We start from the raw sequence: 14524 nt of genomic DNA on the forward strand, positions 1-14524 counted from the left end.
ATAGAAGAGAAATTCCACTACTCACCTCCATCTCGCAGGAGCTTCAGAAAATGAAATTACTATTGCTCTATACGCAATAGAAGAGAAATTCCACTAACCACCTCCATCTCGTAGGCGCTTCAGAAAATGCAATTATTATTGCTCTATACGCAATAGAAGAGAAATTCTACTAACCACCTCCATCTCGTAGGTGCTTCAGAAAATGCAATTATTATTGCTCTATACGCAATAGAAGAGAAATTCCACTAACCACCTCCATCTCGTAGGCGCTTCAGAAAATGCAATTATTATTGCTCTATACGCAATAGAAGAGAAATTCTACTAACCACCTCCATCTCGTAGGTGCTTCAGAAAATGCAATTATTGCTCTATAGGTATAGGTAATAGTCGGAAAATTTCCCTATCCACCTCCATCTCGTATGCGCTTCAGAAAATGCAATTATTATTGCTCTCTACGCAAAAGAAGAAATAGTGGATAATGAATAATAGATAATCAATAGTAGATAATAAAAAATATCTCTAATTATCAATTATCAATTAAGCACTTCAACAAAATTAATTACACATTTTAGAGAATAAAACCCTTACTCTATTAGGCATTTTTTGTGTAAATAACTCTGTGTAGGTGCTGATCAATTATCAATTATCAATTATCAATTATCCATTATCAATTATCCATTATCCATTATCCATTATCCATTATCCATTATCCATTATTAATTATTTAAAATGCTTGATAATTGCATCAGCAAATTCAGAACATTTCAAAGCAGGTACAGGAGGTTCCATTAACCTTGCCAAATCATAAGTTACTTCACCCTTAGAAATAGCAACCTCAAGACCCTTCTTAACCAAATCCGCAGCTTCTTGCCAACCCATATATTCCAACATCATCACACCAGAAAGAATCAAAGAACCAGGATTTACCCTATCCAAACCAGCGTGTTTTGGAGCCGTACCATGAGTAGCCTCAAAAATAGCACATTCATCACCAATATTAGCACCAGGACCCATACCCAAACCACCAACAATAGCAGCACCAGCATCAGATAAATAATCCCCATTCAAATTCATAGTTGCCAAAATAGAATACTCCCCTGGTCGAGTTTGAATTTGTTGGAAAATACTATCAGCAATACGGTCATTTACCATTATTTTCTCCTTCCATTTTCCATCCCCATGACTATCCCAAATAGCTGCCAATACACCCTCAACTTCTTGACAAATTTCAGCTTGTTTTTCTGGAGTCAAAGCATCATAACCAGGGTCAACTTTTCGAGCATTTTCCTCACTACTAATATTAGGATTTTCCTCCTTATTAGAAAGAATCCAAGATTCTCTTTCAGTGACACATTCTTGACGAAATTCCGTAGTTGCTAACTCATAACCCCAGTCACGAAATGCGCCCTCAGTGTACTTCATAATATTACCCTTATGTACCAAAGTCACCATTTGTTTAGACTTAGGTAAACGCAAAGCATTTTGGATAGCACGTTTTACCAAACGTTGGGAACCAGTTTTACTCACAGGTTTAATACCAATACCAGAGTCGAGGCGAATTTGCTTTTTGCCATGTTCGGGAGTACCAGGAATTAAGTCTTTATTTAAAATGTCAATCAACTTGCTAGCAATATCAGTTCCCTCCCGCCATTCTATTCCTAAATAAATGTCTTCCGTATTTTCCCGATAAATAATGATATCTAATTTTTCCGGTGTTTTATGAGGAGAAGGAGTACCCGCATAATATCTACAAGGGCGAACACAAGCATATAGATCGTTAATTTGACGCAACGCCACATTTAGGGAACGAATACCCCCACCGATGGGAGTTGTCAGGGGACCCTTGATGGCAATACCATATTCTCTAATAGCAGCAAGAGTATCTTCCGGCAAATATTGGAAAGTGCCGTATTTGTCACACGCTTCATCACCAGCGTAGACCTTAAACCAATTAATTTTGCGTTTATCTCCATAAGCAGTAGCGATCGCTGCATCAAAGACTTTTTGAGATGCTGGCCACAAATCTACTCCAGTACCATCGCCCCGAATAAAGGGGATAATGGGGTCATCAGGAACATTAGGTTGACCGTTGCTAAAAGTGACTTTAGACCCTGTAGTTGGAGGAATTATTTTTTCGTACATACCTTGATAGTCCTGGTTACAATACTTTCCTTTGTGTCCAGATTATCAATGTATTATGGTATATGAAATATATATAAGATTTTTTTAGAATTTAAGCGAAGGAAGAAGAAAGAAGGAAAAAGGAAGAAGGAAGAATTTAATTATTTTTGTAGATTTTTCCAGGAGGAAAGTAACATAAATAGCAGATTTTTTAGCAAGATAATATATTTGCCAAAGAAGCTGTAGGGGTTTGGTCTCCAAACCCCTAAATTTCAGTATTGCTGAACCAAGGGATGAATATTGTCAGAAAAGTTAAATCCCAATCTTTTACTTTCTCTTGCTCCAAAACTATAATTCATCCCATACTTCCCACACTAATTCATCCCACAAATATGCAAGCCCTAAATTTCTAGTGCTTTGATAATTACTGAGGATAGAATCTTATTTTGCGACAAAGCAAGGGGATTTAATATTATATCTTTCTCTGTATTCAAGATATAATATCTACCAGTCTCTAAAAACCTGTTTATTTAGTTAGATTATTATGTTTGATTTTATTAGTATTCCATTATTAGCTCAAGGTTTTAATGCAGGTCTAAAGATAGCAGAATTAACTGTTTTTATAGAATCTTTAAATGTCAAAATAGACAAATTGATAAACAAAGAGTTAAAGTCAGGTATTAGAGACTTACAAAGTAGTGAAAGAACCGATAATATTGAGAGAAAATTTTTTTATATATATGAAGCACGCAGGTGTTTTAGAAATGCTATAAGTTTGGAAAAAAATGAACGATTATGTTTGGCATATCTTGGGTATATTTATTGTCTTGGTTGTATGAATGAAAAAGAAAATCTGAGACACGCCCTCAAAGAGTTTTCATCCAAACATTTCCAAGTTAATTTTTGGGGTTATAAAACTTTCAAAGAAGAATTTGTGGAGATTTTTGTTTCCAGTGTACAATACCTACCTTTTAAGTTGAAAAATTATAAATTATTTGCAGAAGACTGTATACTTTTGGCTAAGTTGTGTTTATTATTATTCTTATTATTTATTCGACAATTCAATCCTCAGTACCTTAGACTTAGGATGAGGTATACAAGAAAAAAAAATGTAGAAACATTTAAGGAACTTCAAAACAGAATCAAGTTCTTTCAACAACGAAAGATTGTACAGGAACAGATAATCTTAATTGCTGAAAAATTTCAAACAAAACAAGCAAAATATACAATTAAAGACTCAAGGAAAATACTAATGTTGATAGAAAAACAAATGCAAATATTTGACTTGCAGAAAGAAGCTTACAATTATGCCAATCAATTGTAAGTAATATCAAATCCGCTTACCTCGGAGTAACAAGAAACCGGGTTTGTGGCAGGTCAATTTTAGTATTGTAGGGCGTTTGAGACAAACCCGGTTTCTCTACTTTTTTATACGAAAACTACCAGATTTGATTTAATTACCTAAATAAACAAAAAAAATTCAAGCAACATAATTTCTAATACTGTTAAATACCCCAATATTATTTTTTAACTGCTAAATTCTGAATTATAAATTATAAATTATAAATTATAAATTCCTTCTTTACTTCCATTCCACAAAAGTTGTTTCTACTTTTGCTCCTGGAGAAACATTACCTTTAAAAGCAAATATAGAATTAATTGAAAATATTAATAATAATGGAGTAGCAGAAGCTTTAGAGGTTTTTGCCGAGTCAAGAAATGTTGGTAATATTGATGAGAGAATAAATGTTGATTTATTGCCAGAAGGTAATTATTTTGTCAGAGTTTCTCAATTTGATGGTGATACAAATTATTCCTTGTCTTTAGAAGCTAATCCAATTTAGGTTTAATAATTCAGCATTCATCTATAGTAATCCTATTTTCTTCGTGGCAAAAATCTTAATGCTTTTTAGGTAACAGGCAACAGGGAACAGGTGGGAGTTTCAACTTTTTAATTACCCGCAACCTATTTAGGATTGCTATATTACAAGCAGAAAGAAATATTGAAAAACTTCAAAGAATTCTAAAGTATGGGAAAAGCTCATTAGTTAACCTTAGTCGTTTTATTAAAAAGGAAAAGATGAGCTGAAAGCTAAGGGCTAAATGCTGACATTTCGGTCAAGTTTTCTTCATAAGAAATATTTTTGATAAACTTGCAATTAAAGTAGAGATGTTGGGTACAACATCTCTATTTATTTTTTAGATATAGCGTTTCTTAAGCTTATGAGGTACACCTATCTTTAATTTCTTTTCTATTCCCTCCATACCTATTCCCTATTCCCAGTTAAGTGTTCCCTAAAACAAACGAATTTTGTACCTCAACAGCATGGGAATTGCTATATCATATATATGGCAACATGATTTCTCACAACTAAAACCATATTGCTACATAGACTAAGAAACTGTTTGTCAAATAAGTATTAAGAGAGCATACGAGTGATTAAAATCTCAAATCGGTAATACTTAAAGAGATTGAAATTTGGTAGATAGAGAAGTATTCAGTACATATATTTCTAGATTTTTAAGCGACAAATATTTGTCTTGATTTCTTCCTCATTATTCCCTGTTTGCTGTTCCCTGTTCCCTATCCCCTTTTTATATTTCCTGATACATTCAATCTCTAATATTTCATCTCTAAATAACCAATAAAATTTGCAAAATTATCAATTTATCAACCTCTAATATCAAGTTCAGATAATCAGTTATAAAAAAACTTTATTCTCGCTCTTCACCACGAATCTAGCTACATTCTTGTTGCCTGTTTTCTGTTGTATGTTGTCTGTTTTATTTTTTTTGTTGCCTGTTGCCTATTTTCTGTTGCCTAAAATCACAAACTTTTACACATCATTAATGTTGACAAAAGGTGTACTATTAAGTTAATAACAATTGTTTTAATATCAGCAAATTTAGATGATAACTAATCGAAACATAAATACTGAAGTAGTCAAATCCCCAATAGTAAACTAATTTAACTGATAACTAAAATGACATATCCAACTCAATCTCTAGAATTTCCCAGTGGTCCAGTTCCCCTTAATTCAAAATTTTATATGGAACGCCCCCCTATTGAAGAAGAAGCTTATGCTGCTATTTGCCAACCAGGGAACGTTATTAGGATTCGAGCGCCTAGAAAAATGGGTAAAAGTTCTCTTGTGAATCGGATTATTGTTTATGCTCAAGAAATTAGTTACAAAACTGTCAACATAGATTTTAAACAAGCTGATGAGTCAGTTTTTAGCAATTTGAATAAATTTTTACGTTGGTTTTGTACAAATATTAGTTTACAACTGAAAATTGATAATATTCTAGATAATTTTTGGGATGAAGATATTGGCAGTAAAGTATGTTGTACCCTCTATTTTGAAGAATACTTACTAACAGAAATAGAGACTCCAATTGTTTTAATATTAAATGAGGTAAATATATTATTTGAACATATCGAAATTGCTCAAGATTTTTTGCCGATGTTACGCTATTGGCACGAAAAAGCCAAACAAAATGACATATTTGAGAAGCTGAGGTTAATAGTAGTTCACTCCACAGAAATTTATATCAAGTTAAATATAAATCAATCTCCATTTAACGTAGGATTACAAATTAAACTCCCAGAATTTAATGTAGAACAAATCAAAAAATTAGCACTTGTTCACGGACTAGATTGGTCAGAGGGAAATAAAGCAGAACAATTAATGGCAATGGTAGGTGGACATCCTTATTTAGTACGTCTAGCTCTTTATTATTTATGCGAACAAAATATGAGTTTAGAGCAGTTGTTATTAGAAGCTCCTACTCATACTGGAATTTATAACAACTATTTGCGAAGTTTATGGGAATATTTACAGCAAAAACCAGAACTTTTAGCTGTATTTCAAAAGATTATCAGAGAAAAAGATAGTATTGAAGATATACTTGCTCATCAGTTAGATAGTTTAGGCTTAGTAAAATTAAATGGTAATAATTGCAGACTTTCTTGTGAGTTGTATCAGATTTACTTCCAAGAAGAAATTAATAGAATGGAACTAAAAAATCAAGGTCGTCTCGAACAGTTGGAAAAAGAAAATAAAAAGTTAAAAAATTTAGTTAATATTGACTCTCTAACTCAAACTTATAATCGCCGTTACTTTGATGAACATCTGAAGTTAGAGTGGCAAAGAATGGCTCGCGAACAAATGCCTTTATCTTTGATTTTATTAGACATTGATTGTTTCAAACTTTATAATGATACTTATGGGCATCAAGCTGGAGATGATTGTTTACAAGAAGTTTCTCTAATTGTCTGTAATTGCCTGAAGCGACCAGCAGATATAGTGGCACGTTATGGAGGTGAAGAATTTGTCGTAATTTTGCCTCAAGTTGATACAAAAGGTGCATTTTCTGTGGCGACACAAATCAGTAACACTATTAAATCTTTAGAAATTAAACATATTAAATCTCAGGTTAAATTAGGTATTGTTACTGTTAGTATGGGAGTAGTTTGTACTGTTCCTAATTATCAAGATAATCCCGCTATATTAGTTATAGCAGCAGATGAAGCACTTTATCAATCTAAAGAAGAAGGTCGCGATCACATTAGTATTAGTCCTTTTCTCAATTTTGGGGAGTAGAGGAGTGGGGGAGTAGGGGAGTAGGGGAGTGGGGGAGTAGGGGAGTAGGGAAGTAGGGGAGTGGGGGAGTAAGGGAGTAAGGGAGTGTGGGGAGTAGGGGAGTAAGGGAGTAAGGGAGTGTGGGGAGTGTGGGGAGTGTGGGATATTGGGAGATAAGAGCGGATATTTGGAAATAGCTGAAGAAATAATAGGAGTTAGGGAATGAGGAGTTGAGGAGAATGTTTCATATAAAATCCAGTTATAGAGTCATCGCAAAATTACTTCCTTAGAAATTCATGCTATTCAAGTTCTTTCTTTCTCCTGACTCCTGTACGGGCGAACGGCCGTTCGCCCCTACGACTCCTGACTCCTACCCTCACCCATAAGAGTTTTTCAGCAAGCCCTAATTATCAATTATCCATGGCTTTGTTGTATGAAAGTAGCTATAGACCATCCATTCCGCAGCTATATCGCTCTCTTTGGCAAATATTGATGTTCTATTTATCTATTGTTCAATAGTTAGGGCGGGCTAATTCAACCTCAAAGCTTTAATTGGCAAAAGTTTCAGCCCCCTCCCACATCAACATTGATATTCTATTTATCTATTGTCCAATAGTTACAGCAGTTTCCGCACGTTATTATTGTCAATATGCACAAGCAAGTGTTGCAGCTATATGCTTTGATGCAACAAAACCATTATCAATTATCAATTATCCATTATCAATTATCAATTATCCATTATCCATCCCCTCCCACATCAACATTGATATTCTATTTATCTATTGTCCAATAGTTACAGCAGTTTCCGCACGTTATTATTGTCAATATGCACAAGCAAGTGTTGCAGCTATATGCTTTGATGCAACAAAACCATTATCAATTATCAATTATCCATTATCAATTATCAATTATCCATTATCCATCCCCTCCCACATCAACATTGATATTCTATTTATCTATTGTCCAATAGTTACAGCAGTTTCCGCACGTTATTATTGTCAATATGCACAAGCAAGTGTTGCAGCTATATGCTTTGATGCAACAAAACCATTATCAATTATCAATTATCCATTATCAATTATCAATTATCCATTATCCATCCCCTCCCACATCAACATTGATATTCTATTTATCTATTGTCCAATAGTTACAGCAGTTTCCGCACGTTATTATTGTCAATATGCACAAGCAAGTGTTGCAGCTATATGCTTTGATGCAACAAAACCATTATCAATTATCAATTATCCATTATCAATTATCAATTATCCATTATCCATCCCCTCCCACATCAACATTGATATTCTATTTATCTATTGTCCAATAGTTACAGCAGTTTCCGCACGTTATTATTGTCAATATGCACAAGCAAGTGTTGCAGCTATATGCTTTGATGCAACAAAACCATTATCAATTATCAATTATCCATTATCAATTATCAATTATCCATTATCCATTATCCATTAATTACATAAACCCCGATCACTTTCTTCAATTTCACTATTAGTTTGCAAATAATCACGCACCCAGTTACAAGCATAGGTCAGTTCATCCAACTTGAGAATATTTTCTATATCCCAAATTATGCCTTGTTTTTGGCTAACCGAGGCAATTTGTTTACCATCTGGACTAAAGGCAATTCCAGATATAGTTGTGGTGTGTCCAAACATAGTTTTGAGTAACCTACCATCTTTATGCCATAACTTAACTGTATTATCTGCAGAAGTAGTTGCGAGAATATTGCCATCAGGACTAAAGGCAACTTCCCAAATAGCAGTCTCATTATTTTCCAAAGTCTTGAGCAGTTCTCCGTTGCGGTTCCAGAGTTTAATTGTGCCATCGTCAGAAGCAGAAGCAAAGATTTTTCCATCAGGACTAAAAACAACTCCCCAAACTGATGCAGAATGATCCCTCAAAGTTTTCAAGAGTTTGCCTCTTCTAGACCAGAGCTTAATAGTAGAGTCTCTAGAAGCAGAAGCAAATATTTCTCCATCAGGACTAAAAGCTATTCCGACAACCGAGTTAGTATGATCGTTTAAAGTCTTCAACAACTCGCCATTTTGACTCCAGAGTTTAATCGCGCTATCCCATGAACTTGTAGTTAAAATTTTACCATCAGGACTAAAAGTAATTCTCCAAATACCCTCTTGATGTCCAGTATCAATAGTCTTCAAGAGTTCTCCATCTAAAGACCAAAATTTGATTGTTCTATCATCACTAGCTGAAGCTAAAGTTTTACCATCAGGACTAAAAGCAACTGCACAAGTTCTGCCTTCATGTCCTGTAAGAGTTGTTATTAAGTCACCATTTCGATGCCAAAGTTTGATTGTTTTATCTGAGGAAGTAGTAGCAACCACTTTACTATCAGGACTAAAGGCAACCCCACAAACCCTATTACTATGATTTATAAGGGGAAAAAATAGACCGTTGAATGGCTTCCATAATCTTACCGTTTGATCTGTGGAGGATGATATTAAAGTCTGACCATCAGGAGTATAAGCAACTCCCCACACTTTATCCTGATGACCAGTGAAAGTTTTGACTAACTGTCCGTCTAGAGACCAAACTTTAACTGTTTTATCCTCAGAAGCGGAGGCTAAAGTTTTGCCGTCAGGACTAAAAACTACTTTCCGAACTGCCTCTGTATGACCCCTAATAGTTTTGAGTAACCTGCCATCCTTGTGCCAAAGTTTCACTGTTTTATCATCACTCGCTGTAGCTAATATTTCCCCATCTGGACTCATAGCAACGTCGAAAACTACTGTGTTATGTGCTTTGAAAGTTCTCAATAACCTACCATCTTGATGCCATATTTTGACAGTTCCATCTACAGAAGTGCTGACAACTATCTCGCCATCAGGACTAAAAACAACCGCCCAAACTCTTCCCTGATGTCCGGTGAGAGTTCTGAGCAATTTGCCGTCTCGATGCCAAAGTTTAACGGTGCTATCTCCTCCAGCAGATGCGATAGTCTCTCCATTGGGAGAAAAGGCAACTCCATAAATTTTTGCATCATGTGCAGTCAGAACTTTGTGTAATTTGCCATCTTGATGCCAGAGCCTAATTTTACCACCTGCTGTAGCAGATGCGATGATTCGATCGTCAGGACTAAAAGCTAATTCCCAAATTGCTGTAGGATGTTCAAGTACAATTGGCAACAACTTACCATTTTTCTGCCAGAGTTTTATTGTTTTTTGAGCGCTAATAGTGGCGATAGTTTTTCCATTATTACTGATAGCAACTATTATTGCCCGATGTTTATGCTTACTGAGGCGGTTATATTCATCTGCTGTATATATAGCTCTTTGCAATACTAACTTTACTTGAGCTTCTATTTCTAGAGGTAGCTGATTTTTGTCACGATATTCTTGTAATTTTTTTTGTGCTTTTATTGCTTGTATCAATGCGTCTAATTTCTGTTCTGATGCCAAACTGCCTTTTGCAGCAGCAATTAAGGCTTTAATTTCACTTAGTCTGGCTTGATTTTCACTTTGTAATGCTTTGCGATATTGCTGAAAAGTTATTACTCCTAACCCGACAGTAACTAATAATGCCATACTTAATGTTCCGAGTAAAAATCTTTGAAGTTTGGCTGTTTTTTTCTCTTGAATAACTTTCTGTTTTTCAGCTTCTAATCTTTTTTGTTCTTCTATTAACCTAGCTTCTACTTCTCTAGTTTTTGCAGCTTCTAAACTTAATTGCACCTGTTCTCTATCCAATTCCACGGAAGCAGCTAAAAATTGATAATCTAAATCGCTTAAACTTTTACCATTTGCCCAAAGTTGAGCATCGACTAAAGCATTTCCTCTTAATAGTCGCGAATTATCCTGTTTTCCCGATTCTATCCAAGCATCAAAAGTCTGATTATAAGGTCGCAGTAAACTTAATTTTTGATTTACCCATTCTAAGTTAAATACTTCTTCATATATCCGATTTCTAACCTTTATTAATCCTGATTCTTTAACTACCAAACCAGATAAAATTAATTCTATTTGTTCCCTACTATCATCTACTTTTACTTCTTTACCTTGGAGAATTTCATTATATATTCCTAATAATCTTCCCAACTTTTCTGGATAATATTCTATGCGATTTTTAATAGTTCTTAAATGTTCTGGTTCGTCTTGAGATTCCCAGTTATGTAAAATCTTTGTTCTGATAATACTCTCCACCCAAAATGCTTCTTGTCCTGGTGGAATTGTGGCTATTCCTCCTGCTGCATCGTGACTGGTATTTACTACTAAATCACATAACTTTTGTGTGAGAAATGGTTGCCCTCCTGTCCATGCTAAAATTTCTTGGAGGATTAATTTAGGATTGCCTTCTTTAACTTCTAATCCAGTTGCTAATGGAGCTATTTCTTCTAGGGTAAATCCATGTAATTCTATGGCTGTACCAATATTAAATGGAGTTCTTTTTCTATCTTGAATTAAATCTGATGGTGTAGCAACTCCAAATATGGCAAAAGTTATACGATTATATTCTGGGTTAATAGCTCTTTGATTATAACAGTAACGAATCAGAGCAAAAAAATCATCTATAGGAAAATATAAACTGAGAATACTATCAATTTCATCAATAAAAATACAAAGATTTTCTGTCGGAAATTCTACCAAAAGTACATCAGAAATATATTTACTTAATTTTTGTAATAAAGATATTTCTCCTATTTCTTCCCACCATTTTTTTAACGGAACTTTCCTTGTCAGTTTGAAACTACGGGAGAGGTCAGCAACTATACCTTTATACCATTGTAGAGGCGTAATATTTTCACTGCCAATATTAGTCATATCTACAGTGGCACATTTAAACCCTTCTTCTTTAAGTCGAGCTTGAGTACGAACTAATAGGGAAGATTTACCCATTTGTCGGCAGTTAAGAACATAGCAAAATTCTCCTCTTTTTAAAGCTTGATAAATTTCAGTATCAGCTTTACGAATAACATAAGTGGGAGAATTTCTATTTAGACTACCACCAACCTGATATATATAATTAGTCATAATTAATTCTGCTCCATTTCAGATTGCTTATTATACCAATTCCCAAAAGTAATGCTAGACTTAGGTAACACTTCAGTTATTAATTCAGCAATGAACAATGTTCATGTCGGCGACAGCCGATACAATTAATAATTAATAATTACCCCTTCTTGAAAGAAGGGGATTGGCACTCAAGGAAATTTTTTTGATTTATCCCTTTGAAAGGGGAGGCTTTAAACCTTAATTGTTCAATTAATAATTAATTATTGACTATCAACTCTTAATTATTAATTATTAACTATTAATTATTAATTATTCTGTAATGAACACAGTATGGAAACTTTTTTGCTAATTTGAATAAATTTAATGTTAATTATTATTATTACTTAGAGACTGGAGAGTAAAATAATTATTAAGAGAGCACGCGAAGTGACTAAAATCTAAAAGCGGTAATGCTTCAAGGGATTGAAAGAAGGTAGATAGAGAAGTATTCAGTACATATATTTCTAGATTTAATAGCGACAATATTTGCCCTTGTATTTCTTCGGACTTCCATACCTATTCCCAGTTAAGTGTTCCCTGTTCCCTATCTCCTTTTTATATTTCCTGATACATTCAATCTCTTAGAACTTAAGTAATGTGTAAGCATTCAGCTATTAGCGGTCAGCTCTTCCTGCGGACTGCGGAGCTAACAGCAATGAAAATGAAGTATATGATTCGATAGACTATTAAGGTTGACTAATAGACTTTTACCCATACTTTTAATTATTTGACATCTCTCAATTACTTTTTCAGACCTTAAAAGTAATAAAGCTGTTAACGTAGTTCCTCCATAGGAGGCTGGCTAGTTTGCGCAGCATTCCGCAGGAAATGCTTACAGTAATGTACAACTTTGACAGTCAATATGCCTGTGTTACAATGCTTTAAATTAGTATTTGTATTGCACATATATGGACTTGATTATTATCTCCAGCAAGGGTAAAAATTATGGTAAAAACTAATTTAATTAAGACAATATCAGTTAATATTCCCAAAGAAATTAACTTGAAAATTACTCACGAACAATTCCTTGAATTAGCACTGGTTAACCGAGATTTACAATTAGAAAGAACAGCTACAGGAGAGTTAATTATTATGGCTCCGACAGGGAGTGATACGGGCAGGCAAAATTTAGGTATTGAAGCCCTATTATGGTTATGGAACCGTCGCACAAAGTTAGGAGTAGCTTTTAATTCTTCTAGTGGTTTTCATCTACCTAATGGTAGCGAGACTCGCTATCGCGAGGAGCTTCGCTAACGCTCCCCTGATGCTGCCTGGGTAAAACAGGAAAGATGGGATACTTTAACTAAGGAACAACAGGAAACTTTTGCGCCTTTATGTCCTGATTTTGTAGTAGAATTACGTTCTAAAAATGATACTATTTTAGAGTTACAAAAAAAGATGAAAGAATATCAGTCAAATGGTGCAATATTAGGTTGGTTAATTGATAGTAAAAACCGAAAAGTAGAGATTGATCGGCAAAATAAAGAGGTAGAAATATTGGAAAATCCTGACAGTTTATCTGGGGAAGATATGTTGCCTGGATTTGTTTTAGATTTAACAGAGGTTTGGTAATCAAATGTTCGTAAATTTAATCGTAGGGTTTTGGAGACCAAACCCCTACTACATGAAGTTGTTATGGGTAAAATAACTAAAAGAATGAAAAATTTATTTTCTTGGAGACTACCTTTATCTGAAGCTGATTTTAAAGAATTATGGGAAAAAGCAACTTTTGTATTTGATACAAATTTTTTATTAGATTTCTATCGAGTATCGAGTTCTACATCAGATGATTATTTCCGAATATTAGAATATATCAAAGATAGAATTTGGCTGCCTTATCAAGTGGCAGATGAATTTTTTGAGCATCAGGAGGAAACTATAGATAAAGAGAAAAAATCTTTTCATGATGCTATATCAATAGTTGAGTATTGGAAAAAAGAACGAAATAATTTTAATAGTCTCAAAGATAAAATTTCACAGGTAGGAAGATTTATTTCTAAAGAAATAGAAGTTCTATTTGATGAGCAGAAAAGTTATTTTGATGCAGTTGACGAAGTAGTAAAAGTATTGAGAAAAAAAATATAAATACTAGAAAATAATCATTATTTACCTCAAACTGATAAAGATAATATTTTGGAAGATAAGATTCTAGAAAAAATACTCTCGCTGTTTGATTCAAAGGTAGGAAAACCCTATGATGAGGAAACTTTAGAAAAATTATACGAGGAAGGTGAGACTAGATTTAATAAATTAATACCTCCTGGTTATAAAGATAAAAAAAAGGAAGGTAACAAACAGTACGGAGATTTTATCCTGTGGAGACAAATTTTAGATTTTGGTAAGGAAAATTCTGTACCTATAATTTTTATTATTCGTGATAATAAAGAAGATTGGTGGAACAAGAAAAATGGTAAAATAATTTCTTCTCGTATAGAACTGAGACGTGAGTTTAAAGAAAACGTACAACAACTATTTTGGATATACACTCCTGAGAATTTTATGAAATGCGCTAAACAGAAATTTAAACTTAATATTAATCCTCGTTCAATTAAAGAAACTAATCAAATTGCTGATTCTGAATCTACTGATAAAGTTAATATGCCTGACACTACTATATTATCTAAAGTAATAGAACAACATAATCAGCTATCAAAAAGTTTTGCAGAAACAATGCAGAGTATTAATTTCGATAAAGTAATAGAGCGGCAGAATCAGCTATCAAAAAGTTTTGCAGAAACAATGCAGAATATTAATTTCGATAAAGTAATAGAGCGGCAGAATCAGCTATCAAAAAGTTTTGCA

Annotated in this window: 5 protein-coding genes and 2 pseudogenes; 5 read left to right on the plus strand and 2 right to left on the minus strand. The window is 33.9% G+C overall.

The features are described 5' to 3' along the window. Nucleotides 1–720: 720 nt before the first annotated feature. A complete protein-coding gene (locus ACP6PK_RS11485) occupies nt 721–2142 on the minus strand; it encodes an NADP-dependent isocitrate dehydrogenase (RefSeq protein ID WP_426559716.1) in 1422 nt (473 codons plus the stop codon). Between the two features lie 523 nt (nt 2143–2665). On the opposite strand from ACP6PK_RS11485, the gene ACP6PK_RS11490 reads away from it, so the two are divergent. The 3 genes from ACP6PK_RS11490 to ACP6PK_RS11500 all read left to right on the plus strand — a co-directional run bounded on the left by ACP6PK_RS11490 (nt 2666) and on the right by ACP6PK_RS11500 (nt 8168). Then, a complete protein-coding gene (locus ACP6PK_RS11490; RefSeq protein ID WP_426559717.1) occupies nt 2666–3445 on the plus strand; it encodes a hypothetical protein in 780 nt (259 codons plus the stop codon). 1660 nt (nt 3446–5105) lie between these two features. After that, nucleotides 5106–6725 carry an AAA-like domain-containing protein gene (locus ACP6PK_RS11495; RefSeq protein WP_426559718.1) on the plus strand — a complete coding sequence of 540 codons (1620 nt, stop codon included), beginning with the start codon at nt 5106–5108 and terminating at the stop codon, nt 6723–6725. 531 nt (nt 6726–7256) lie between these two features. Then, complete coding sequence (locus ACP6PK_RS11500) at nt 7257–8168, plus strand: hypothetical protein (protein WP_426559719.1); 912 nt, start codon at nt 7257–7259, stop codon at nt 8166–8168. Here the strand turns inward: ACP6PK_RS11500 and ACP6PK_RS11505 are convergent. Continuing rightward, nucleotides 8165–11701, minus strand: a complete 3537-nt coding sequence (locus tag ACP6PK_RS11505; protein WP_426559720.1) for a WD40 domain-containing protein — start codon at nt 11699–11701, stop codon at nt 8165–8167. The two genes, ACP6PK_RS11500 and ACP6PK_RS11505, sit on opposite strands and share 4 nt — an antisense overlap. A gap of 966 nt (nt 11702–12667) precedes the next feature. On the opposite strand from ACP6PK_RS11505, the pseudogene ACP6PK_RS11510 reads away from it, so the two are divergent. Both ACP6PK_RS11510 and ACP6PK_RS11515 read left to right on the plus strand, forming a co-directional pair. Further along, a pseudogene (locus ACP6PK_RS11510) lies at nt 12668–13294 on the plus strand (Uma2 family endonuclease). 84 nt (nt 13295–13378) lie between these two features. Then, nucleotides 13379–14524, plus strand: a pseudogene (locus ACP6PK_RS11515) (PIN-like domain-containing protein); the annotation flags it as partial.

It is taken from the genome of Dapis hubbardiae BLCC-M172, from assembly GCF_050016015.1.
GTDB lineage: Bacteria > Cyanobacteriota > Cyanobacteriia > Cyanobacteriales > Microcoleaceae > Trichodesmium.